Source organism: Imperialibacter sp. EC-SDR9 (assembly GCF_902498805.1).
Lineage (GTDB): Bacteria > Bacteroidota > Bacteroidia > Cytophagales > Cyclobacteriaceae > Imperialibacter.
This window is the reverse complement of record NZ_LR701580.1, coordinates 120,533-144,592: the sequence shown is the minus strand read 5'-3', so window position 1 is coordinate 144,592 and position 24,060 is coordinate 120,533. Positions and strand designations below refer to the sequence as shown.

21 protein-coding genes are annotated in these 24,060 nt (G+C 47.4%); 9 read left to right on the top strand and 12 right to left on the bottom strand.

The window, feature by feature from the left end:
* Nucleotides 1-112 precede the first annotated feature (112 nt).
* A complete protein-coding gene (locus GC130_RS10030) occupies nt 113-1,333 on the bottom strand; it encodes a serpin family protein (RefSeq protein ID WP_193217820.1) in 1,221 nt (406 codons plus the stop codon).
* A gap of 179 nt (nt 1,334-1,512) precedes the next feature.
* Here GC130_RS10030 and GC130_RS10025 point away from each other — a divergent pair, with 179 nt between their 5' ends.
* A complete protein-coding gene (locus tag GC130_RS10025) occupies nt 1,513-3,345 on the top strand; it encodes a DUF5060 domain-containing protein (protein ID WP_151998163.1) in 1,833 nt (610 codons plus the stop codon).
* Between the two features lie 64 nt (nt 3,346-3,409).
* Nucleotides 3,410-3,826, top strand: a complete 417-nt coding sequence (locus GC130_RS10020) for a hypothetical protein (protein WP_151998162.1) — start codon at nt 3,410-3,412, stop codon at nt 3,824-3,826.
* A 32-nt stretch (nt 3,827-3,858) separates the two neighbouring features.
* Here the strand turns inward: GC130_RS10020 and GC130_RS10015 are convergent, their stop codons facing one another.
* Nucleotides 3,859-5,094, bottom strand: a complete 1,236-nt coding sequence (locus tag GC130_RS10015; protein WP_151998161.1) for an arginine deiminase family protein — start codon at nt 5,092-5,094, stop codon at nt 3,859-3,861.
* Nucleotides 5,095-5,212: 118 nt separating this feature from the next.
* Here GC130_RS10015 and GC130_RS10010 point away from each other — a divergent pair, with 118 nt between their 5' ends.
* On the top strand, nt 5,213-7,579 hold the full coding sequence (locus GC130_RS10010; RefSeq protein WP_151998160.1) for a response regulator: 2,367 nt from the start codon (nt 5,213-5,215) through the stop codon (nt 7,577-7,579).
* On the opposite strand, the gene hemE is transcribed toward GC130_RS10010, so the two are convergent.
* Nucleotides 7,576-8,607 carry a uroporphyrinogen decarboxylase gene (gene hemE / locus GC130_RS10005; RefSeq protein WP_151998159.1) on the bottom strand — a complete coding sequence of 344 codons (1,032 nt, stop codon included), beginning with the start codon at nt 8,605-8,607 and terminating at the stop codon, nt 7,576-7,578. The genes GC130_RS10010 and hemE overlap by 4 nt on opposite strands.
* A gap of 124 nt (nt 8,608-8,731) precedes the next feature.
* On the opposite strand from hemE, the gene sdaAA reads away from it, so the two are divergent.
* Nucleotides 8,732-9,637 (top strand): L-serine ammonia-lyase, iron-sulfur-dependent, subunit alpha, encoded by a 906-nt coding sequence (sdaAA, locus tag GC130_RS10000; protein WP_151998158.1) that lies wholly within the window; start codon nt 8,732-8,734, stop codon nt 9,635-9,637.
* A gap of 2 nt (nt 9,638-9,639) precedes the next feature.
* Here sdaAA and GC130_RS09995 read toward each other — a convergent pair whose 3' ends face one another.
* The gene (locus GC130_RS09995; RefSeq protein WP_226940429.1) at nt 9,640-10,896 is read right to left on the bottom strand and encodes a TCR/Tet family MFS transporter; all 1,257 of its coding nucleotides are present in this window, start codon (nt 10,894-10,896) and stop codon (nt 9,640-9,642) included.
* 92 nt (nt 10,897-10,988) lie between these two features.
* On the opposite strand from GC130_RS09995, the gene GC130_RS09990 reads away from it, so the two are divergent.
* Both GC130_RS09990 and GC130_RS09985 read left to right on the top strand, forming a co-directional pair.
* Nucleotides 10,989-11,741 carry a sterol desaturase family protein gene (locus GC130_RS09990; protein WP_151998156.1) on the top strand — a complete coding sequence of 251 codons (753 nt, stop codon included), beginning with the start codon at nt 10,989-10,991 and terminating at the stop codon, nt 11,739-11,741.
* 217 nt (nt 11,742-11,958) lie between these two features.
* Nucleotides 11,959-12,711 (top strand): hypothetical protein, encoded by a 753-nt coding sequence (locus tag GC130_RS09985; protein WP_151998155.1) that lies wholly within the window; start codon nt 11,959-11,961, stop codon nt 12,709-12,711.
* Nucleotides 12,712-12,757: 46 nt separating this feature from the next.
* Here the strand turns inward: GC130_RS09985 and GC130_RS09980 are convergent, their stop codons facing one another.
* Nucleotides 12,758-13,342, bottom strand: a complete 585-nt coding sequence (locus tag GC130_RS09980) for an O-methyltransferase (protein WP_151998154.1) — start codon at nt 13,340-13,342, stop codon at nt 12,758-12,760.
* 111 nt (nt 13,343-13,453) lie between these two features.
* Nucleotides 13,454-14,653: a 2-isopropylmalate synthase gene (locus GC130_RS09975; protein ID WP_151998153.1), complete on the bottom strand. Its 1,200-nt coding sequence runs from the start codon at nt 14,651-14,653 to the stop codon at nt 13,454-13,456.
* Between the two features lie 194 nt (nt 14,654-14,847).
* Here GC130_RS09975 and GC130_RS09970 point away from each other — a divergent pair, with 194 nt between their 5' ends.
* Nucleotides 14,848-16,395 carry a hypothetical protein gene (locus GC130_RS09970; protein WP_151998152.1) on the top strand — a complete coding sequence of 516 codons (1,548 nt, stop codon included), beginning with the start codon at nt 14,848-14,850 and terminating at the stop codon, nt 16,393-16,395.
* On the opposite strand, the gene GC130_RS09965 is transcribed toward GC130_RS09970, so the two are convergent.
* From GC130_RS09965 to GC130_RS09955, 3 genes are all read right to left on the bottom strand, one after another.
* Nucleotides 16,392-17,078 (bottom strand): hypothetical protein, encoded by a 687-nt coding sequence (locus GC130_RS09965; protein WP_151998151.1) that lies wholly within the window; start codon nt 17,076-17,078, stop codon nt 16,392-16,394. The genes GC130_RS09970 and GC130_RS09965 overlap by 4 nt on opposite strands.
* Before the next feature lie 130 nt (nt 17,079-17,208).
* A complete protein-coding gene (gene dnaK, locus GC130_RS09960; RefSeq protein ID WP_151998150.1) occupies nt 17,209-19,137 on the bottom strand; it encodes a molecular chaperone DnaK in 1,929 nt (642 codons plus the stop codon).
* A 108-nt stretch (nt 19,138-19,245) separates the two neighbouring features.
* On the bottom strand, nt 19,246-20,388 hold the full coding sequence (locus GC130_RS09955; protein WP_151998149.1) for a nitrilase-related carbon-nitrogen hydrolase: 1,143 nt from the start codon (nt 20,386-20,388) through the stop codon (nt 19,246-19,248).
* A gap of 12 nt (nt 20,389-20,400) precedes the next feature.
* Between GC130_RS09955 and GC130_RS09950 the strand changes: the two genes are divergently transcribed.
* The gene (locus GC130_RS09950) at nt 20,401-21,078 is read left to right on the top strand and encodes an RluA family pseudouridine synthase (RefSeq protein WP_151998148.1); all 678 of its coding nucleotides are present in this window, start codon (nt 20,401-20,403) and stop codon (nt 21,076-21,078) included.
* A complete protein-coding gene (locus GC130_RS09945) occupies nt 21,075-21,395 on the top strand; it encodes a DUF6787 family protein (protein ID WP_151998147.1) in 321 nt (106 codons plus the stop codon). Before GC130_RS09950 ends, GC130_RS09945 begins: the two co-directional genes overlap by 4 nt.
* 41 nt (nt 21,396-21,436) lie before the next feature.
* Here GC130_RS09945 and GC130_RS09940 read toward each other — a convergent pair whose 3' ends face one another.
* The 3 genes from GC130_RS09940 to GC130_RS09930 all read right to left on the bottom strand — a co-directional run bounded on the left by GC130_RS09940 (nt 21,437) and on the right by GC130_RS09930 (nt 23,938).
* Entirely contained in the window at nt 21,437-21,928 is a 492-nt protein-coding gene (locus tag GC130_RS09940) for a hypothetical protein (RefSeq protein ID WP_201568411.1), read from the bottom strand.
* A gap of 109 nt (nt 21,929-22,037) precedes the next feature.
* Nucleotides 22,038-23,240, bottom strand: coding sequence for a DNA polymerase IV (gene dinB, locus GC130_RS09935; protein WP_151998146.1), 1,203 nt, complete (start codon nt 23,238-23,240; stop codon nt 22,038-22,040).
* A gap of 65 nt (nt 23,241-23,305) precedes the next feature.
* A complete protein-coding gene (locus tag GC130_RS09930) occupies nt 23,306-23,938 on the bottom strand; it encodes a 2'-5' RNA ligase family protein (RefSeq protein ID WP_151998145.1) in 633 nt (210 codons plus the stop codon).
* Between the last annotated feature and the right edge of the window lie 122 nt (nt 23,939-24,060).

The following is a 24,060-nucleotide window of genomic DNA, read 5'->3' as shown; positions in this document are numbered from 1 at the left end:
TGGCACTTAGCCACTCAATTGATAAATTTATACTTTGTGGCGGACAATCCAAGCGAACCACCGCTTCCCTACAGCCGAGCCCCCCATGCATGAAGGTTTGTGTTAGCCACTTTTATTCCTGAGCAAATCTACCCACAAAGACGATAGCACTTGTTCTGTTGTCAATTATGCAAAAGAAAAATGGGTGGTCGGCATTGAATATTTTAGGTGCTGGCGGTGTTGCAGGGTCACCACCTCCCGCATAGCCAGTAACAATCATGTCTACCTTGGTAGCCGCTGCTGCTTTAGTAGTTTTCTCATCCAAAGTAATTCGTGTTTTGTGCGTTATGCTTCCGATTTTCATAGGCTTGTCAGATAGTCTGGAGAAGTCAGCCTCGTCGGTGAACATCTTTTCACAGCCTAAGCCTGCCAAACTACTTTTGGGAAAGGTCTCAGTTTCAATTTCCAGTTTAGGCAGTGATAAGATGACTTGCTTGGTAATACTCGAATCAACAATTGCCTTTAGGTATTCATAGGTTACCATTTGCTCCAATTCCTGGAAGCCATGCCTCTCGTGTGGCAGAAAAGCTAAAAATGAAAACTGATCACAAGAATACGGTATCTGGATCGACTTGATTTGATCATCTTCGTAATAACGGTAGGGTCTGGTCGCTCTTAAATATCCTATTTTCGAGGTTCCTCCGTTTATTGAGTAAAACTTCCTCTCCTTAGTTTGTTTTCTTTTGAAGGGCGTATCCCATTCTCCATGAAAATAGACAGCATTCACTAAACTTACCTCCGTTGTTTCGTCGACTGGCGATATATCAGCTATATGTCCCCTTGTTTGTTCAGAAATCAGCTCGGAAAGGCGTTGATTGGCACGATCCAGATTATCAGTCGTGAAGGCCTCAATTGTTGAATTAAAGTAATTGTTAGCGCTCGCTTTGAAAACGTCATTAACTGGAATCCTATCATTTACCCAAAACGAATTCGCTATGTACAATTCGTTTTTTCCAGCTTTTTTGTCAGGTGACCATCTTAAACACTCTAAGTAAATCGAATCCTCTTTATTGACAACTTTGTCCATCAACGCCTTGTACTTCAGCTTAATGTCAGGAATCCCGTCGATGTTCAGCAAAGTCCCCAACTCAGTCTTGGTTGTAGAATTGGCTCCCTCATTGACCAGTCCGAGTGCTAGATGAAGACCGAAGGGAGAAATAAAGTAGTTGGAACTATCGTCAACGGTCGTCTTATAGTACTCCAAAGAGAACTCGTTGATCCCTTCAACTAAACTTGGCTGAGCAAAGCCAGAAAAAGACAGGATAGTAAAAAGGATAGTTGTTACTGCCTTCATGCAAGTATTTGTGGCTAGCAAATCGGTATGGCCCTGGCTCATACTTCCCTTGTATTTTCAATCAAGATAATTCCTTTTTCGAGTCATCATATACAATTTGGCCGCTCCCAAAACAAGCAGCTATGCCTTCTACCCAATTTATCGTAAGTTCAACCCATTAAACATACCTAATGCCTACTATGCACAAACTTTCTGCTACTCTGCTATCAGCAGCCCTATTTTTAGCGCTGCTTACCAATTGCACTCAAAAAGAACCTCTGCAGGCCACCAAATGGGACAAAGTCACCCTCAGTTTCGCCGGGCCTGAAACAGCCGAAGACGCTGCTGACAATCCCTTCACCGACTACCGGCTGAACGTGGTCTTTTCCAAAGGGCTGAAGAAGATGCTGGTGCCGGGCTACTATGCGGCCGATGGCAACGCTGGTGAAAGTAGCGCTACCGCTGGCAACGTGTGGAAGGTGCATTTCCGTCCTGATGAAGAAGGCGAATGGACTTATCAGGTTTCGTTTCGCAAGGGTGCCAATATAGCCGTGGATGATGATCCACAGGCGGGCGAACCCGTTGCCTTTGATGGTGAGGAAGGTAAACTCATAGTGGCAGCGGGCAACTACCAACTTCCCGACCTTCGGGCCAAGGGTCGCCTGACCTACGTGAGGGAGCGCTACCTGCAGTTTCAGGAATCCGGCGAGTACTTTCTGAAAGGCGGAGCCGACAGCCCGGAAGACCTGCTCGGCTATGCCGACTTCGATGGCACTCATAAAGAAACGGAAGGCGAAAACAGGTCGGGCGAAGCAGAGAATAAAGCCACTTTGCACAATTACACCCCTCATGCTGCCGACTGGCAAGCAGGTGACCCTACCTGGCAGGGCGACAAGGGCAAAAACCTGATCGGCGGCATCAACTACCTGGCCAGCAAGGGCATGAATTCCATCTATTTCCTCACGATGAACATCGAAGGTGACGGCAAAGATACATGGCCCTACACGGACTACGACGAGCGCAGCCGCTTCGATTGTAGCAAGCTCGACCAGTGGGAGGTGGTGTTCGACCACATGGAGCGCAAGGGCATCATGCTTCACATAGTGACCCAGGAAACAGAAAACGAAAAGCTGCTCGACGATGGCGACACCGGCCCGCAGCGGAAGCTTTACTACCGGGAGCTGATCGCCCGCTTTGGCCACCACCTGGCCGTGACCTGGAACATGGGCGAGGAAAACGGCCCAGCCAGCTTCAGCCCCAACGGGCAAACCACCGAGCAGCAGAAGGCCATGACCGACTATTTCAAAACCCACGACCCCTACCAAAACTACGTGGTAATTCACACCCACTCTCACAAGGAGCTGCGTCACGAAATGTTCGACAGGCTGCTGGGTCACCCAAGCCTCGACGGTCCATCGATCCAGATCGGATACATCGGCGATGCTCATGAGGACACAAAACGATGGGTAGAAAAGTCAGCTGAGGCTGATCACCCCTGGATAGTGAATATCGACGAAATTGGGCCCGCTAATCGTGGGCTGGATCCCGACGACCGGGAAGACAATAACCAGGACACTGTGAGGGTGTCGGTGCTTTGGGGCAACCTGATGGCTGGCGGCGGCGGCGTGGAGTGGTACTTCGGCTATCTCAACCACGACAACGACCTGGGCTGCGAGGACTGGCGCTCAAGAGACCGCATGTGGGACTATACCAAAGCCGGCCTCGACTTTTTCCAGACACACCTGCCTTTTGTGGAAATGGAAAGCCACGATGAACTATCGGGAGAGAACACGTACTGCCTGGCCAAGCCGGGAGAAGTCTATGCGGTGTTTTTGCCGCTGGGAGGAGAAGCCTCTATCGACCTGACCGGCGCTGAAGGAAGCTATTCCGTAAGCTGGTATAACCCAAGAACTGGAGGTGAGCTACAGCAAAGCGATATCCAGACAGTAGAAGGAGGCGAGGTGCGTTCGCTGGGAAACCCACCTTCGGAGCCAGAAAAGGATTGGGCGGTGTTGGTAAAAGTCGGCGGGTGAGGACACCCCGCCAGAACGGTGGTGTTTGCAATCAGACCCTTACAATTAGAATTGTCAGCTTGATATGAAATTAGTTGCAACAATTTTGACAACCGTCGGCAGTGCGATTTCCATTGGGTTCGGCATATGGCACTTTTTTGTTCCTAAAATATGGAACTGGTACTCCTATATAGACAAAAGTGCAACCGAGTTGGTGGTCGCTGTGCGGGCTGTTAATGTTTTCTTTTCGCTGGCGCTGGTGTTATTGGGAATCGTGAATTTGATCTTTGTCTATCGGGAGCCCCGGGATCAGTTTTCACTTGCCACGATGCTCTCTGTTTCAGTTGTCTTGTGGGGAACACGCTCAGTATTGCAGGTAATCTATCCGCAAGGGTCTCAAAATGCTGCGCTTCAATATGGTATGCTGGGCACCTTTCTGTTTGCCCTGGCTTGCTTCGCCGTTTCACTATTTATTTTGGTCAGCCAAAAAAACATGGCCTAACATAAACAAACAGCACTTTTACGTCCCCCAACCTATCCTCTCTCAATAGGGAATGTGAGGCAATGCGGCCCGCCACTGCCACGGCTAAGCTCACCGGCAGGAATGGTGATGATGGTATTTTGAATCTTCTCTTTGTCAATCTTGCCTTCGGTGGCCTGCTGTAGAAATTGCTCAGCAGGGATGACGGTATATCCAAGCTGCTGAAAGCCTTCGATGGTTTTGGTGTTCCGGCGGTAAGTAACTGCCACACCAGGCCTTACGGCCACAAAATTGCAGGCGCTGCTCCATTGCTCCCGCTGATCGAACGGGTGCTCCCCATTGCCGCACGACACAAACCTGGCCCCGGCGTCTTCGGCCAGTATCAAATCCTTGATGGTATCAAATCGCTGGGAGGTGTTGCCCTGCAAGTCGAAGCTTTCTATACTAATTTGAGTGGGATCCTGCAGCACATGTTCGTAGAGCACATAATCGTGCGTGTTCACCTTGGAGAAAATAGTGTCTATATGCATGCAATATTCTTCCTTGGGAATATCTACGATGGTAAACTTCTCCACCACCTTGTGCTCACGCAGCTGCTCCCTTATTCTCCAGAGCGCCACCATGTTTGTTCTCTCGCTGCACCCAATGAGCAAATGCGATGGACTTAAATGAATAATGTCGCCCCCCTCAATTGTCTCCGCTCTGTTGGAAAGTGTCGTAGCCAGGTGATCCGACGAAGTGCACAAGTCAAGATATTTGTAACCCACTTTTACAAATACCGGGTGGTGATGGGTGATGAACCAGGTAAGAATGTTCTCTCTTTTGCGGGGCATTTTTTCAGCCTGGCAGGTGATTACATAATTGTTCACCACAGCGCCAATGTCCCGGGTGAAAATAAGGTTGGGCACTGGGTTGAGCAAAACATTTCCGCTCGTCTTGTATCCACTAATAAGGGCCTTGGCCAGGTTTTCTGGTGAAAGTTGTTGCAACACCAACTGTGTGTCGGGCGTCAGACTCTCCAGCTTAAACACCTCATCGAGCAATTGTGACCTTAGCTTCGCATCGGTCAAAATATCTGTCAACAGGTCTGTGAACTCTAGCACATTTTCTTTCCCTGCAAAAAACGAAAGTACGCCGGTAAGCAAGCTGTGCTCCTCCTGCATTTTGGGTAAGAAAACAATGTCATCATACAAGAGCTCAGCCTTGTTGAACGGAGTTACCCATTCTATTCCCTGATCAGGGCGATGGACTATTACCTTTCTTAGTATGTCAATATCTGAAGTAACCATGGGTTGATCTGCCGTTAGGTATTCGTCGAAAACAATTATATTCGGAACTTATTCAACCAGCTCGCACGGCCATTTGTTGAACTATTAAGCCTATATTGAATCCCTTTAAGGGGCTAAGATGTCGAGATTTTTATTTTTTGTTGGAGTCCTCACCACTTTTATTTCATTTTCCCTGCACGCAGATGCTGAAAAACCAACAGCAACGAAGGGGACATTGGACTTGAGGGGCTGGGATTTTTTGCGGGATGGCCCAATAAAGCTGGATGGAGAATGGGGCTTTTACTGGAAAGAATTGCTCGAACCAGAAGGTGCTGAGTTAGCCAAAAAACCTCCCCACTACTTTCAGTTTCCCAGGATTTGGAACAATGCGGAGGTGGACGGTATCGAGCTAAGCAGAGCAGGCTACGCCACCTACTCTCTTACTGTTCTTTTACCCAAAGACCATCCTGCCTTGCTCATGTGGGTAGAAGACTTTTTCACCAGCTACCAGCTATTCATCAACGGCGAGGTGTTTTCAAAAAACGGCATTGTTGGAAAAACCAGGGAAGAATCGCAGCCTCAGTCTTATCCAAAAACAAAGCCGCTGAGAGAAAAGGCAGATACACTTCACCTGGTGCTTCAAGTCTCCAATTTTATTCATAGAAAAGGCGGAAGTTCCCAAAGTATTACCCTTGGTGAGGAAATGCAATTGGCCCGAGCCAAAGAAGTGGAGCTGGCTTACGACTGGATTTTGGCAGGCGCCATGTTCATGGGTGGGTTTTTCTTTTTTGGACTCTACCTATTTGGGCGGCACGACAAGCCCATGCTTTACTTTGCGCTGTTTTGCCTGGTATACGCCTATAGAAATATCGGTTCGGATATCTATGCTATCAACGCAGTGTGGGAGATGCCTTTTTCTCTACTGCTAAGGCTCGAGCACCTCAGCGTATTTATGGGTCTCTATTTCTTTGTCCGTTACATCATCAGTCTTTATCCCGAAGAAGTATACAAGCCTGTTTTCTCTGTCTTTCTATGGGTCACTTTGGGCATAAGCTTGTTGACAGTGGCAGGCCCTATCCTCCTGTTTACTTCTATCCTTCCCTACTATCTCTATGTTCTTCTGCTGGCTATTTGCTACGGAATATACATAGTGGTGATGGCTGTCATACACAAGAGGCCGGCAGCTGTATATGCACTTGTGGCAAAACTGATCGTTTTTGCGATAGTGGGCTATAATGTACTGGTGTATTTTGACCTAACACCGAGAATTGTTCTGTTTAATTTCATTGCCCACATCCTCTTCTTCTTTTGTCAGGGCCTTATCCTGTCATTTCGGTTTGCACAAAATCTTAAGGAAGCCAAAGAGCAAGCGGAAAAGGCTTCCAGGGCCCGCACGGAGTTCCTTTCGACCATGTCTCACGAAATGAGAACCCCATTGAATGCCGTGTTGGGCATGACCAACTTTTTGATTGAGGACAAGCCCAAGCAGACACAAAAGGAAAGCCTGAATACACTTAAGTTTTCAGCCGAGCGACTCATGAACCTGATCACCGAGCTACTTGATTTTAGTAAAATCGACTCGGGTCAAATCGACTTTTCTACGGAAAAAATATCTCTTAAAGAATTCCTTCGATCGGTTTACACCTCATTTGAAAAAACTGCTAAACAGAAGCAACTGGACTTTCAACTTCAAATAGCCGACGACGTCCCCGATGACATTCTTTGCGATAAAGCCCGGCTGTCGCAGGTGTTGGTCAACCTTTTGGACAATGCTTTCAAGTTCACGGCGTCGGGCTTTGTCCGCCTTAAGGTTTCGCTGGAGGAAAAAGAAAGCGACAGCGTCAAGTTGCTATTTGAGGTGATTGATAGTGGCATTGGCATAAAAGAGAGTCAGAGTGAGATGATTTTTGAAAGCTTTTCGCAGGGCAACGCTTCCACCACCCGGGAGTACGGAGGAACAGGGCTTGGCCTCAGCATCATCAGGCGGCTGCTGACACTGCAAGGCTCCGATATTCAGTTTGTCAGCACTCCTGGCGAAGGTTCCCGATTCTATTTTAGTCAATGGTTTGGCCTGGTGAGAACGGCAGAAAAATTACCCGCCCCTGTCGTGCCCAAAGTAATCGACAGAAACATTGTGGAGAGCAAGAAAATATTAGTGGTGGAAGACAACAAGGTGAATGTGCTGGTCATCAAAAAGTTTTTGCAAAAGTGGGGAGCCAATATAGAAATTGCAGTCAATGGCCAGATAGCCGTTGAAAAGCACAGAGCCACGCCTTTTGATATTATCCTGATGGATCTTCAGATGCCAGTTATGGATGGTTACAAGGCCACGGAAAAAATCAGGGAAACGGATGCGAAAACGCCCATCATCGCCATTACCGCCGCCATCCCCTCAGACATCCGGGATCAGATTTTCACTGTTGGCATGAACGACATCGTCACCAAGCCCTTTGTGCCCGAGGATCTCCACGAAAAACTGATCAAATATCTTTCGCAGGCAAGTTAGCGGTGGCTGTACTCCTTCACTGTTTCGATAAAGCACTTCACCTTTTCAGGGTCGGTATCAGGATAAACGCCGTGACCCAGGTTGGCGATATGACGCTGAGGCCCAAAGGCCTTCAACATGCTTTTTGTCGCCTTCTCTATCTCTGCAAAGCTCCCATAGAGGGCACAGGGGTCGAGGTTGCCCTGTAGTGTTTTGCTGGCTCCCACTTTTGCCCTCGACTCGCCCACGTCCATGTTCCAGTCGAGGCCAACCGTAGCGCAAGGCAGTTGGCCAATTTCTTCAAGTGAAAAAAAGGCGCCTTTGGCAAAAACTGTGACCGGCACCTCCGGAATAGCCTCGCATATTTTCCTGATATAAGCGAGCGAGAATTCTCTGTAATGCTGAGGCGGCAATACACCTGCCCACGAATCGAATATCTGCAACATGTGGGCACCTGCTTTTACCTGAGCCTTCAGGTAGCTGATGGTGCTTTGTGTGATCTTTTCAAGCGCCTTATGTGCCAATGCCGGTTCGGTGTACAAAAAACCCCTGGCTTTTGAGAATGTCTTGCTGCCAGAACCCTCCACCATATAAGAAAATAGTGTCCATGGGGCGCCGGCGAATCCTATTAAAGGTACTCGGCCGGCCAGCTCTTTATTGGTAAGCTTGATGGCCTCTATCACATAGCCCAAATCGGTTTCGCCGTCGGCGATACGCAATTCGTCTATATCTTTCTCAGTCTTTATCGTTTTGGGGAAAGTTGGCCCTCTCTTCTCCACCATTTCGTAGGAGCATCCCATGGCCTCTGGTATCACCAAAATGTCGGAAAAGATAATGGCAGCGTCTACTCCCAGAATGTCTACCGGTTGCACTGTTACTTCTGCAGCAAACTGCGGTGTTTTTACCAATTCAATGAATCCGCTCAGGCTGTTTCGCACGGCCCTGTATTCTGGCAAAATCCTGCCTGCTTGCCGCATCATCCATACCGGTGTCCTCTCCGTTTTCTCTCCTCTGGCAGCCCGGAGGATCAGGTCGTTCTTCAATTGCATGGGGCAAAGTTAGTCAGGCTTTGCATATTTCCATTCAGATTTTATCAAGACAAATAGACACTTGGGGGCAAAACGGTTCCGGGTTCCTTTTTCGTTATCTTTGTTGAACAACAAATGACCCATTATGAGTATCTTATTTGAAAGCTTCGCCAGCTGGAAGAAAGATTGCCAGGACAGAAGCATTAAGCTTTTTGAGCCTGTCATCGAATACGAGATCCAGCAAAAGAATAAAACGGAAGAGGAAATTTGGAACGGACTCCAAAGGGCCTATGAGGTGATGAAGGAGGCCGTCCAAACGGGGCTCACTGAGAATATGACCTCCCGCTCAGGGATGATCAACAACGGAGCAAAAAAAGTATACAATAACCCCATCACTGTCCTGTCAAAGGAATTTCAAGTGCTGATTTCACGGGCCCTGGCTGCCAAAGAGGTCAATTCTTGCATGGGCCGGGTGGTGGCGGCACCTACAGCCGGTGCTTCGGGCATCCTGCCCGGAACGCTGGTTACACTGCAGGAGCTTCATCAGCTGGACGATCGGAAGATTTTGGAAGGCTTACTGGTGGGCGCAGGCATTGCCTTGATCATGGAGCAGAAGGCCTCCATTTCCGGCGCAGTAGGCGGCTGCCAGGCAGAAACAGGCAGCGCCGGGGCCATGGCTGCCGGAGCCATCGTTTATTGTCTTGGAGGTAGCGTTGATCAGGTTTTCAACGCTGTGGCTATCACGGTCCAGTGCATGCTCGGTCTTGTGTGCGACCCCGTGGCAGGGCTGGTAGAAGTGCCCTGCGTAGTGCGCAACGCCAGTGCAGCAGCCATTGCCAACTCCTCGGCGCAAATCGCTATTTCCGACGTAAGTAGTGTCATTCCTGTGGACGAGTGTGTGGAGGCCATGGGCGAAATAGGCCAGGCGATGGAAAGCCGCTACAAGGAAACGGCAGAGGGAGGACTTGCCACCACACCTACCGGGCGATCAATAGCCAAAAAGGTTCTCATCCATGATATTGAAATCCTGGATGATGATGCCGAAAATTGAGATCAAGAATTTCTTTTGTTGAATGAAGGGATGGCCAGAAAAACAGCCACCACCGTAATGACAGCCGCAGCCAGAAAAGCTGCTCCCGGGAAATAAACGATTGGGTTTTCGCCTGTGAAATAGGCAAAGAGGTTGGTCATCAATGGAGGCCCGATGATGGACGTTACGCTGGTCATGCTGGTCAACGCTCCCTGTAGCTCCCCTTGCTCATTGGATGGCACCTGTCCGGAGATCAGGCTTTGCAGCGAGGGGCCGGCGAAACCACCTAAGGCAAAGGGCACCATAATGGCGAACATCATCCAGCCCTGCGATGCAAATGCAAAAAGGATAAAGCCGAAAATATAAAAAAACATGCCAACGAACACGGCATTCCACTGCCCTATTCTCGGCACCACAATGCGGATAAGTCCTCCTTGCACAATAGCAACGGTTAACCCTACAAAGCCCAGCGAATAGCCAACCCAGGCCTCATTCCAACCAAACTCAAGCATAGTGAAATAAGCCCAGGTACTTTGGTTGACATGCCCGGCCAGATAGATAAAAAAGAAAGCGCCCACCAGGCCGAGCACCTTGGGGTACTTTTGCAAGGCTTTCAATGAGCCCAACGGATTGGCCCGACGGATACTGAAAGGCCGCCTTTTATCGGCTGGGAGCGACTCAGGCAGCACAAAATAGCCGTAGAGCCAGTTGAGCAACGCCAATGCAGCAGCAGCAAAGAAAGGGACTCTTGAGCCGTACTGACCTAGTAAGCCGCCAATCACGGGGCCTATGATAAAACCAAGGCCAAACGCAGCCCCTATGATTCCGAAGTTCTGTGCTCTTTTTTCAGGCGTGCTTATGTCGGCGATGTAGGCCGATGCTGTTGTGAAGCTGGCACCGGTTACCCCCGCCAGCAAGCGACCAACAAAAAGCCACCAAATATTAGGAGCGAATGCTAACAGCAAATAATCGAGTCCGAACCCAAACAGCGAGGCAAGCAGCACAGGTCTGCGGCCAAAATGGTCACTCAGCCCGCCCAACACAGGGGCAAACAGAAACTGCATGCCAGCGTAAGCAAACAATAACCAGCCACCATACTGGGCCGCCTGGCTAAGGTCTCCATTGATAAGCTCTTTGATAAGGCTGGGCAGCACTGGTATAATGATGCCCAGCCCGGTAACGTCTATAAGAAGCGTAATAAAAATAAAGCCGAGGGCGGCCGGACGTTTTTCGGACATGTACTTAAAATTACGACGGCGAAAGGTACAAAATAAGCGGATAGTCCAAACCGCTTTTTTGGTTAAGCACTATACAAAAGGCCTGCAAGGTTCTTTGACCACTAAATCGTATTTTAGAGGAAATATTGGCGCCAATGGATCAAAGGTTCTATATCCTTCTTTTAATCATTTTTCTGCGATATGCCCTGATCGCCAGCCTCGCCTTTTTTATCTTCTATAAGATTTTAAAAAGCCGTTGGGCTTCCCGAAAAATCCAACAGGTCTTTCCGAAAAGAAATAACTATTTGCGTGAAATTGGCTACAGTCTGCTAACGATCCTTATTTTCTGGATCGTGGCTCTTAGCACATTTACGCCTTTTATAAAACCCTACACCAAACAATACGCCGTAATTGGGGATTATGGGTGGGGCTACTTCGCTTTTAGCATCGTGCTGATGCTACTCATTCATGATGGCTATTTTTACCTGATGCACCGTATTATGCATCATCCCAGGCTTTTCAAGACCTTGCATAAGGTACATCATATGTCTACCAATCCTTCACCATGGGCGGCGTTGGCCTTCCAGCCAGCTGAGGCGGTGATAGAGGCGGGCGTTATCTATGTCATTGTATTTTCCATTCCTACTCATCGGTCGGCCGTCATGATTTGGCTCGCACTCATGATGCTCTACAATGTGTACGGCCATCTTGGCTATGAGCTCTATCCAAAAAACTTTCAGCGATCATGGCTAGGTAAGTGGTTCAACACGTCGGTGAATCACAATCAACACCACAAGCACTTCCAAGGTAACTACGGTCTGTACTTCCTTTGGTGGGATAGACTTTTCGGCACAATTCGCAAAGACTACGATGAAGAATTTGACCGGGTAAAATCTTTGGCCAAATAAACTTCCAACGAGCCGTTTCGAAAAGGGAAGGCATAGGAATGCTAGTGTTACCTTATTTTTTTCTAAATTTGATCATATTAGCTTGCTATCCGCCCCCTGGAATATCTTTGGCACCGGTAATAACCCCTGAGTTAAAAATAATTAAGGGCCAACTTCATTAGTGAATTTATCTTTTATATACTTTTGCCTCGCAATTTTAAAAATGCACCAAACTATTATGAAAAATCAATTGGCAGTGTTGGTTATTGTTACCTCACTCATGGCTTCTTGTGGCCTTAAACAGGAAAATGAAACACTTGTGGCAAAGATCGACTCCCTTAACACGGAGCTCGCTTTCCAGCGTCAAATGTCGGCGGTACTTGAGAACGTCGGCGTATTACTCGATTCGATCGATCAAAACAGGAATGCGCTAAAGGTCAACATGGAAATGGGCACTACTTACGATGACTTCAACACTCGACTGAGTGAACTGAATCAGTACGTAAAAGATTCTGAAAAGAAAATCGACGAAATGGAGAAGAGCCTTGCGAAGTCGAATTCTTCAAACAAAACATACGCAAACTCTATCGCAAGGTTGAAGAAGCAGTTGGAAGACAAAACGGCTCAAATAGCTCAGTTGGAAGCAACAGTTGCTGAATACAAAGAGAAGAATGAGCAGCTGGGCACTTTGGTTGAGCTTCAAAACACTGAGTTGGAAGACAAAGCGCTGCAAATTGAAGCTAAGCGTCAGGAATTGACTATGCTGGAAACCAGAATCACTGAACTGCTCACTCAGTCTAAAGTTTCGCAGGCCGACTCTTACTTTATGAGAGCTCAGGCAGCGGAAGAGGCAGCCCGTCGTACGCAGCTTGCTCCGAAGAAAAAGAAGGAGTCTTACAAAGAGGCGCTCGACTTATACCAGAAAGCGTTCGACCTTGGCCGTGAAGACGCCAAGCCAAAAATTGAAGAAATAAGCAAAAGACTTAAGTAATTATTAAGAGGCCTTCAAATTTGAAGGCCTCTCTTTTTTGTTTCCCCTATCCTGCCTTCCTTGTTGCTACTACTATCCCTGTTGACCAGGTCTGTTTTGTCAGCAGCAAGCTTTCATTTTTTTCCAGCTCTTCCACCAGTCGAAGCGCTTTCTCATGGTGACCTTCAGGCCAGTTAGGCTGAGGCAGCATGTCGTCGATGATGTAGAGCCCTCCTGGTTTGAGCATCGCCAACACATCTTCGAGCATTAAATACTTCCCATGCCACGTATCAGCAAAGATATAGTCGAATCGCAGGCTACTGCTGGCTAATAACCACTCCTCGCCATCGGCGCACACAAGCTGTAGCCGGGGATCATGGTCCAAAAAATCGGCGGCGATACCCAGAAATGTCTCGTTATTGTCGACCGAAATCAGGGAGGACTTTTGATCCATGCCGCTCAATATCCACGAGGTGGAAAGCCCCGTACCAGTACCCAGCTCCAAAAAGCTGCCCTGCGGTTTTGAGGCGGCAAGCGTACGTAGCAGGGAACCTGTCAAAGGGTCGGAAGCCATTGTGAAGCCAGCTTTCTCAGTGGCCACAGCAATTCCACGATACGCAGCCGGTACCGCTTGTTTGATTTCGTCGGTCATAGGGGTAACGTTTACAGAAATCTCCTGTATTAAAAATTTGTCCGTATTGACTTATGAATTCTGAAGTGTTCGGGAAATCAGCCTCCGATGCTTCAAAGGCTCCCGCCTGGTTTATAGCACATCCTTGCTTTTTCCAGTTTTGGTGCTCAACAAAGCTTCCACCTCGTCAATCTTCACCAATTCAAACAAATCCTCATCTTCGATTTGCTTTTTGCGGTCGGCCATTTCAAGGAAGTGCATGTAAATCACTTCCATTTCGTCTTTGTCGAACTTGTAGCCAAGCACCTGAAGCCGGTGCGTAAGCGCAGCCCTGCCGCTGCGGGCAGTAAGAAGGATCAATGACGAAGGAACGCCAACATCCTCCGGATCGATGATTTCGTAGTTTTCTCTGTGCTTGAGGAAGCCGTCCTGGTGAATACCCGATGAGTGTGAAAAAGCATTTTTGCCCACAATCGCCTTGTTAGGCTGCACAGGCATGTTCATCATGTGCGACACCATTTTGCTCATCGCATAAATGCCTTTGGTGTTAATATTGGTTTCCAGGTTCAGGTATGGGTGCGACTTCAATGTCATCACCACCTCTTCCAGAGAAGTGTTCCCTGCTCTCTCTCCAATACCGTTGATAGTGACTTCCACCTGACGGGCACCATTGGCCAAACCAGAAATTGAGTTGGCAGTCGCCATACCAAGGTCGTTGTGGCAATGCACAGAGATAATTGCCTTATCGATATTAGGCACATGGTCGTACAAATACTTGATGCGCTCACCAAACTGCCATGGCAGTGTATACCCGGTGGTGTCGGGAATGTTGACCACAGTGGCTCCGGCGGCAATCACGCCTTCAACCATCAGAGCAAGAAATTCAAGATCGGCACGGCCAGCATCTTCGCAGAAAAACTCTACGTCGTCGACAAAGCGGCGGGCGTATTTTACTGCAGAAATGCCCTGCTCAAGCACCTTCTCACGGGTCGACTTAAGCTTATGTTGAATGTGGATATCGGAAGATCCGATGCCAGTATGGATTCTTTTTCTTTTGGCTAAATGGAGGGCCTGAGCCGCACAATCAATGTCAACCACTTTGGCCCTGGTAAGCGCACAAACCACCGGCTCAGTCACATTCCTGGAAATTTCTACTACAGAGTTAAAATCTCCAGGGCTTGACACTGGAAAACCAGCCTCAATTACGTCAACGCCGAGGGCCTCAAGTTGCTTGGCAACAATTACTTTTTCTTCAGTATTCAATTGACAGCCGGGAACCTGTTCGCCGTCTCTAAGGGTAGTGTCGAAAATGTAGACTCGATCTTTGCTCATACTAAGGTGTGTATTTTTTTAACAAGAATCCCATTTCTGGTATTCGATAATTGATTCTATGCAACAAATCTACTTTAACTGAAGGTCTGCCAAAGCCTAAAATTCAAAATCACTACGACAGCCAAACGCATGTATTTACTGAATAAGAGGCCCAAATTGCAAAATAAAGGCTATATTGCCAGCTGCACAATACAATGGCCAAACAAGAAACAGACCCCTTATTCCAGCTGATTAAGTCGCTCACCAAGGCTGAGAAGCGCAATTTCAAGCTGTACGCCAGGCGCATCAACGGCAAGGAAGACAGTAAGTTTATCACTCTTTTCGACGTGATGGACGATGTTGATGTCTATGACGAAAAGGTGATCCTTAAAAAGGCTCCATCATTGATTCCTCAGCAACTTTCCAACCTGAAAAGTCATTTGTACGGGCAAGTGCTTAAAAGCCTCCGGCTTATCCATATCAACTACGACTACCCTATTGAAGTGCGGGAGCAAATTGATTATGCGAGGGTGCTTTATAACAAAGGACTCTATAAGCAAAGTCTCCGGATTCTCGACAAGCTGAAACAGAAGGCCGCTGAAAACAATGAAGAAATCCTACAATTGGAGATCATCGACTTCGAGAAGCTGATAGAAGGACAGTACATTACCCGAAGCATTGGCAACAGGGCAGAGGAGCTGGTCAATGAGTCGAGGCATGTAACCAAAATAATTGCCAAAACACAAGAGCTATCTAACCTGTCTATTTCGCTTTACAGCCTTTATATCAAGCTGGGTTATGTGCGAAATGAAGAAGACTACAGGGTTGTGCAGCATTATTTTAAAAGAAACCTGCCTGACTACGAGTATGACAGTCTCAGCTTCAACGAGAAGGTGTACCTCTGCCAATCGATGGTTTGGTACTACTACATCGTGCAGGATTTTGTGAAGTGCTACCGCTACGCTGACCGCTGGGTGGAGCTTTTCAAAAGCCATCCGGCGATGATCAAAAGGAAGCCCGACCTGTACATCAAAGGACTACACAATCTTCTTGCGGCACTTTTCAATATTCAGCATTATCCAAAGTTTGCAGAAAAACTCCTGGTACTGGAAGAACTAAAGAACTCGGCATTGTTTTCCCAGAATGAGAACATCCAAAGCTTGCTGGCTTTCTATTATTATAATGACAAGATCAACCTGTTCTTTATGGAGGGTCGGTTTACCGAAGGCGTAGTCATTGTTCCTGATGTATTGGAAATCATTGATAAGTTTGACAACAAAATCGACTCGCACAGGGTACTGCTTTTCTACTACAAAATCGCCTGCCTCTATTTTGGAAGCGACGACAATAAAAACGCCGTCAAATACCTCAACAAAATCATCAATCTCAAAGATGTTAGCCTTAGAGAAGACATTCATTGCTTCGCACGCATACTGAACCTGATTGCCCACTACGAAATGGGCAACAGCGATTTGCTGGAATACCAAATCAAGTCGGTGTATCGGTTTTTAGTGAAAATGGATAACCTCCAGGGGGTGCAAAAGGAGATCATCAAATGGCTGCGAAAAGTGCCGGGCATGCTGCCAGAAAACATCAAAAAGGAATTTCAGGCACTGAAGGAAAGGCTGGAGGAAACACTGAAACAGCCCTTTGAGCTACGTGCTTTCCTTTATCTGGATATCATTTCGTGGCTTGAAAGTAAGATCGATGGCGTGCCGGTTCAGCTGGTGATTAGGAGGAAGTTTGAGGAGAGAAATGGTTAGCCCTCAGGCAGTTTTTGCTTTTTCCGAAGTCCGAACACATAGCCCACGTTGATTTGAACAACGGGATATCTGCCCTTTCTGAAATTTTCAACATACTCCCTGTTTTCTTCCCAGCTCTGATGGTTATTGTCCCAATCGTTGTATCGCCAGTAAGAAGGGTTGCTTGTGATTTTATCGGTATTGAAAGTGTTGAAGTAGTGTCTGTAACCCACCAGGGTAGCCAAAGTCACCCGCTTGAACATCGTAATTTTAGCGCCAAAGTTTATTTCGGGCCCTATCATTACTCCTTTCATTTGTAGAGAATCAGTCGGCACAAATGCGCCTTCTCGAATAGCCAATTTTCCAGCTTCAAGGTTTAAGTTGGCCGTTGCGAAAGCCTGCATCCAACGAACCTCCGTAGGCATGTAGAATCTGTGGCCAAGGTCAAGGCGGTAGCCTTTATAATTTCCATTTCTAAAAAAGAGCTCCCATAGCTCCCCGCCTTTGTAGCCCGCTGTTGCTACCCAACTTCTTTTTGGCGTTACGTACAGCTCCGACTGCAGGTAGTAATTTTCGAAAGTTCGAATGAACGGGTGCAGAGGAGCTGCCACCTCTATTCTTTGGTATGCTTCCTGCCCGTTTGCGAAAAAACTTATGCAAACAAAAAAAGAAGTCGACAGGGTAAAAATTTTACTTGCTCTCATCTGAAAAAATATGAATCAATGACTAAAGTAAGTCAAAAATGGCTTCTTTTCGAGAATCGTGTAAAATAAAACACAAAAAAGCCCCTCAGTTTCCTGAGAGGCTTCGTGATCTATGATGTAGGGCAAACGACTACTTTTTCGTATCGTCTACCTCTTCGTATTCTACGTCAGACACATCGCTGTCTGCTTTGGCTTCGCCTCCGGCGGCTCCGTTAGCTTGCTGTCCCGGATCTGCACCTGGCTGTCCACCTTCAGTCGAAGCATACATTTCCTGAGAGGCTGCTGCCCATGCCTGATTCAAAGCCTCAGTGGCAGTGTCTATACCTGCGATATCCTGAGCCTTGTGAGCAGTCTTCAGATTTTCAAGGGCCGCTTCAATAGCGGTCTTGTTACCTTCGGAAAGCTTCTCACCATACTCCTTCAGCTGCTTCTCGGTCTGGAAGATCATAGAGTCCGCACCATTCAGCTTATCTATTTTTTCTCTTTCAGCCTGATCAGAATCTGCGTTGGCTTTTGCTTCGGCTTTCATCTTTTCGATTTCAGCGTCGGTCAATCCAGAAGAAGCTTCAATCCTGATCTTCTGCTCCTTACCAGTTCCTTTGTCTTTGGCAGACACATGAAGGATACCATTCGCATCAATATCGAATGTCACTTCGATTTGAGGTACGCCACGTGGTGCTGGTGGAATACTGTCAAGGTGGAAACGACCGATGGTGCGGTTATCTCTCGCCATTGAGCGCTCACCCTGCAAAATGTGTATCTCCACAGATGGTTGGTTATCAGACGCCGTTGAGAACACCTCCGACTTCCTTGAAGGGATCGTTGTGTTCGACTCAATCAGCTTGGTCATTACACCACCCATGGTTTCAATACCCAATGAAAGTGGAGTTACATCAAGCAGAAGCACGTCTTTTACTTCTCCAGTCAATACTCCACCCTGAATAGCTGCCCCTACGGCCACCACTTCGTCGGGGTTAACACCTTTAGAAGGCTTTTTGCCAAAGAACTTCTCTACCTCTTCCTGAATTCTTGGAATACGGGTGGAACCACCTACAAGAATTACCTCATCAATTTCTGTAGGATTCATGCCGGCATCTTTCAATGCTTTGCGACATGGCTCCAGCGTGCGCTGCACAAGGCTGTCAGTCAATTGCTCAAACTTAGAGCGAGAAAGTGTGCGAACAAGGTGCTTGGGTATACCATCAACTGGCATGATGTAAGGCAAGTTGATTTCGGTGCTGGCAGAGCTTGAAAGCTCAATTTTAGCTTTTTCAGCTGCTTCTTTCAAACGCTGTAGCGCCATTGGATCCTTGCGGAGGTCGATATTCTCGTCCTTCTTAAACTCTTCAGCCAGCCAGTCGATGATCAGTGAGTCAAAGTCGTCGCCACCCAGGTGAACATCACCGTTGGTAGATTTCACTTCAAACACGCCATCGCCCAGCTCAAGCACAGAAATATCGAATGTACCACCACCAAGGTCGTACACGGCAATGGTCATGTCCTTGTTTTTCTTATCAAGACCATAAGCCAATGCAGCGGCAGTAGGCTCATTGATAATTCTTTTCACATCAAGGCCTGCGATCTGTCCGGCCTCTTTGGTAGCCTGACGTTCCGCATCGTTGAAGTAGGCCGGCACGGTGATTACCGCTTCTTTCACTTCAGTACCCAGGTAATCCTCAGCTGTAGACTTCATTTTCTGAAGAATCATTGCTGAAAGCTCTTGCGGAGTATAGTTACGATCACCAATTTTCACCCTTACAGTGTCATTGCTGCCTGATTCAAGACCGTATGATACATTTTTACGCTCGGCAGTTACTTCAGAGTATTTCTTACCCATAAAGCGCTTTACAGAGCTAACTGTATTTTGTGGGTTGGTGATGGCCTGACGTTTAGCAGGATCGCCAACTTTGCGCTCACCCTTGCCATTGTCCAGGAAGGCTACAATTGAAGGGGTAGTCCTTCTTCCTTCGCTGTTAGGAATCACCACCGGCTCATTCCCTTCCATTACAGCGACGCAGGAGTTAGTCGTTCCTAAGTCAATTCCAATAATTTTTCCCATGATTATGTATTTTATTCCTTTTAATTTTCAATCCGTACTCACTTAGCTAAACAAGGGTTGTGCCAAGTGGTTTTCGGGGCAATAGTTGTGACAAGATGTCAGAATTACCTAAAACTGAAGATTAACGATGGCAGCCCCATCTGCAGGAATTTCAATCATTTCGGGCTGGCCTTCAGACAGCACAAGGGGGTTTCCGTTGGTGCCAAGGTTCCATAGCTGGCCTCTCAGAAAAATGTTGAGCCCCGTTTGGATGCCAAATTCCGGCGCCCGGCCAAGCATGCCATATTTCTGCCAGGCTTGACCTTCTGTCAGTGTGCCGATGTCATCGGGACTGACATTGGCAGGAGGCTGGCCTCCATTGTATCCCTTCCATGTTTGGTTCCACACATTTTCGCCAGCCAAAAAAGAGGGCACCACCACAAAATCGACTTCCTTGTCTGCAATGACCCGATATGCATCATCATACCACGAATCTGCGCAGATCAACGTTGCTGCCTTCCCGGCCGACGTACCAACTATAGGCAGTTGGCCACTATTTCCAGCCACGGTAAAAGCCGTTTCCTCGGATGTCAAAAAATTCTTCACTGTCAGTGGAGCCACCAACTTGCCCGTGGCATCAAAGGTGGCCGACACGTTAAGCAAGGGCCCTTTACCCACCCGCAGCACGTCAGCTTCTACCGACGGCGAAGGTAAAACAATAGATCCTGCCACCACCGTGGCCTGGTATTCAGTTGCCAGCCTGCTGAACACCCGCTGATAAGCTTCTGCCATTTCAACCGCCTTCGATAAAAAAAGAGCCGCAGTTGCCCGATCTTTAGCATCCGACGCAAAATAGTTGTTCAAGAAAGACATCGGATGAGAATAAGCCGCTGTACGTAGGGCGTCTTCAGCCTTTTCTGCTGTATACACTGAGGCCTTTTCATTGATGGCCACCAGCCATGTTCCAATGTATTCAGGAAAAACGACCACGGTAGCTGCAGTGAAGCATCCGTTCTTTTTTGCTATTGAAAGGTAACGGTTCAACTTAGCATAGAGCGCATCGGCCGACCGGTAGTCTGCCGGCACCATATAGGGCTGAATGCCAACGATATTGCCTTTGGTGTAGGTGCCCGCTTTGACAAAAACAGAGCGCTCCGATGTCATTTCAAATTCAGCGTAAGATCTGCCGGACTGAATCCACCAATAATAGGCTCCACAAAGAACTAAAAAAACCAGCACAGCGCTGACCAATAAATTTCTACCTTTGATCATTAGAAAAAACTTGTGGATTTTAGAAAACTAATTCTGTTCGAAGATAACCACCTGCTCATCGTGAACAAACCCGGGGGCATGTTGGTGCAAGGTGATGAAACTGGCGACCAGTCGCTTGTCGACTATGCAAAGGACTATGTTAAGGATAAATACAACAAGCCAGGAGCAGTATTTATGGGGCTGGTGCATAGGATAGACCGGCCGGTAAGCGGAGTGGTAATGCTCACCAAAACGTCAAAGGCCCTGGAGCGTATGACCAAAGCTTTCAGGGAAAGAACCATTGAGAAGATTTACTGGGCAGTAGTTACCAGGAGGCCTCCCAAAGAGGAAGCTACGCTGGTTCACTGGCTTGAAAAAGACTCAAAAAAAAATACCGTAACAGCTTACAACAAGGAAAAAGGCAGTGCGCAGCGCTCCGAGTTGTCGTTCAAAGTTCTGAAGGTATTCCACGACTATTGTCTGCTTGAAGTAAGGCCGGTGACTGGCCGACCTCACCAGATAAGGGCTCAGCTGAGCAAGATGGGTTGCCCCATTAAAGGCGATCGTAAATATGGACAGCAGTTTCCGAACGAGGATTCCTGTATCAACTTACACGCAAAAACGTTGATATTTGCTCACCCGGTCACAAAAGAAACAATGACAGTGGACGCTCCGTTACCTATCAAAAGTTATTGGCAGGCAGTTTCATGAGTAAAGAAAAAGAAAGCTGGTTAACCCGACTACAGGACAGATGGAACCTGAAAAGCGGCTGGCAGGTAGCAATCGTGTTGATTGTATTTGCATGCACTGGCTTTACAGTTCTTTTTCTGAAAAAGCCCCTCTTTCGTCTTATCCACGCATCAGAGGAATACTACACGCTACTGACTATTCTCTACTACATCTTGATACTACCTATCTACAACCTCATCCTGCTTTTTTACGGCTTCATTTTTGGGCAGTTCAATTTCTTTTGGGAGTTCGAAAAAAGAATGTTTAGAAGATTTAGCGGGAAAAGGCCTCGGCAATAATCATACGCCTTTGTAACAACGAAGGCCTCTAACTTGTCCTCCTATTTCGCTATTCCCTGAGACTTAAGGTATTCGACCACTTCTACTGCCGCCTCTCCTCCCATCACAGCATGTTTCATCAAAGTAATGCCATGAGGCCCGGCGCTGGTGAGTGAGGCTGGATAGGTAGCCACAATCAACTTCACTAAATCTAACTTTCCCATCATGGCTGCCGTGAAGATATCCAGTCTTGCTCCTTTGTCTATTAAGTACTGAGCGATGTCAGGCCTCCCCATGTGGGAAGCCCCACCTAATGCCGTTTCGTAGTCGCCATTCCCCCAATCCCAGGTAGCGTTGAGTATGGTCGGTATTTCCGCCAACATCTGTTTGGTCCCGTCCAGGTCGGTATGGCCTTTAGAAACGAAATCTTTCACAAGCGCACTATCGATAGGTGTTGGCCTGTTCTGCGCCGTGCCGCCAATGGCCGATACTCCGGGAATTAGTAGCGCTGAACTTGCAACGACTCCCTTAATAAAGCTCTTTCTTGTTAGCATAAGTAATTGAGATTAGTCCTATTACCGTTACGGTCTTGACTACTAGCAAGTTACCGCAATTACAGGAAAGGCATATATCACCTTGAAAGCGCCTGCATGGTGGTGCTGATCACGCAGCAGCACCATTGAATGGATTGAAACTCCTCCTAGATACGCCCATGCCTACAGCACGAACAACGGCCTTATCCCCATGCCTTTGACGAAGCTTGTCCATTGCCTGGTAGAGCTTGATGCCCTCTTCGGTGTCTTCAAAAAGGTTGATCTGGTAATTGCCATGCACCAAGCCGCTGAAGCGAACCCCAATAAGGCGAATGAGCATCCTGCGGCTATAGGCTTTTTTGAAAAGCTCCTTCACCATAGGAATCAGCACGTGGTCTGCCGAGGTGTAGGGCATTTTCCGCTGCAAGGTATGGGTATCAAAATCAGAGTAGCGAATTTTGACTGTGACACAAGAGGTCAGTTGCTGTTCCTTCCGAAGCTTAAACGCTAGCTGCTCAGTCATGGCAACAAGTATCGACTCCAGTTTTTTTACGTCGATGGTGTCTTGCTCGAAGGTATTCTCAGTGGAAATAGACTTTCTCTCTGAATAAGGCACAATGGGCGTACGGTCAATGCCGTTCGCTTTCTCGGAAATAACCCTGCCCATTTTTCCAAAAACCGCAGCGAGCATTTCCACTGGCACTTGCTGCAGGGTATGGATTTTCTGCACACCCATTTTTCGCAACGTGTAGGCCGTCTTCTCACCCACCATCGGAATTTTATCTACTGTCAGAGGAGAAAGAAAACCCTTCTCGGTGCCATAGGCTATTTGCCTCTGTCCATCGGGCTTCGACTCGTTGGTGGCTACCTTTGAGACAGTCTTATTTTCAGAAAGCCCAAAGGAAATAGGCAAACCGGTTTCTTTTCTGATCCGTGCTTTTAGTTCGGTGGCCAGCTTCATGCAGCCGAAGAACTTTTCCATGCCTGTTAAATCAACATAAAACTCATCGATAGATGATTTCTCGTAGGAAGGGACGGCTTCATGCACGATCTCGGTAACCATCTGCGAGTACTGAGAATACCTCTCCATGTCGCCACGAACAACGATAGCTTCGGGGCACAACTGTTTCGCAAGTCGCATGGGCATGGCAGAGTGTACACCAAATGCCCTGGCTTCGTAGCTACAAGAAGCCACAACTCCACGGTCGCTACCGCCACCAATCAGGAGTGGCTTCCCAACGAAATAGTCGTTTTGTAGCCGCTCCACAGATACGAAGAAGCTATCCAAATCCATATGGATAATAGAGCGATGATCAGTTGCAGGTGACCACATAGTAGCCATATAGTTAAGGGTGAAAGACTTCGGGAAAAGAGCCGACTAAAAAATAGATGTGCTCGTTAGGCTACATGCGAAAACAAAGACATCTGCGGCTCATTTACCATCCAAACTTTCTCTTCCGGCCACTTCAAACTGATAGCAGCTTTCTCTAATAGAGCAATGGCTTCTACCGAGTCATTTTTGCCATTGCCTATGTCTCTGAGTAAGCGCACCTGATCAACCTGAAAGGTCTCCTTATATTTTTGGTCAACGAACGTTTGGTGTATTTTTAAAAAGGCCTTCTGCTCAAACTCACTTCCAATAATCATGTGCGGATATTTAGCAAACACAGGATCGATCACCCTAACACCGAAGCTTTTGGCAGACTCTCTAAATTTCTGATAAAATAGCTGATTGATCCGGGCCACCTGCGACCCATTTCCGATCTTGAGGTAAATGGCTCTGTTGCTCTTCAGGTAGGCAAATCCGTTGAGTGAGATGTCAAATGAGTCGACAAAAACAGACGTCTCCCTTAATGCCTTAGTGATAAGATGTTCGTGAGAGATGTCTGCCTGAAAAGAAAACAAACTAACGTGAGGATGGGAATTGTAAAACTTGTACTGCCCAAACTCGTCAAGTATTTGTGTTTTACGATCCCTCACATAGTCCGTTATGGACTGGGAAGGATATATCTGAATTTTGTATGTCACCATAATAACCTCCTTTTATACTATCAAATATAGCAAGTGACAATTATAATGTCAACATATTTAGCTTTAATTAGTAAAATATTTAGCAAAATAGGTTTTGCAGCTATTATGACTGGCAAACGGTC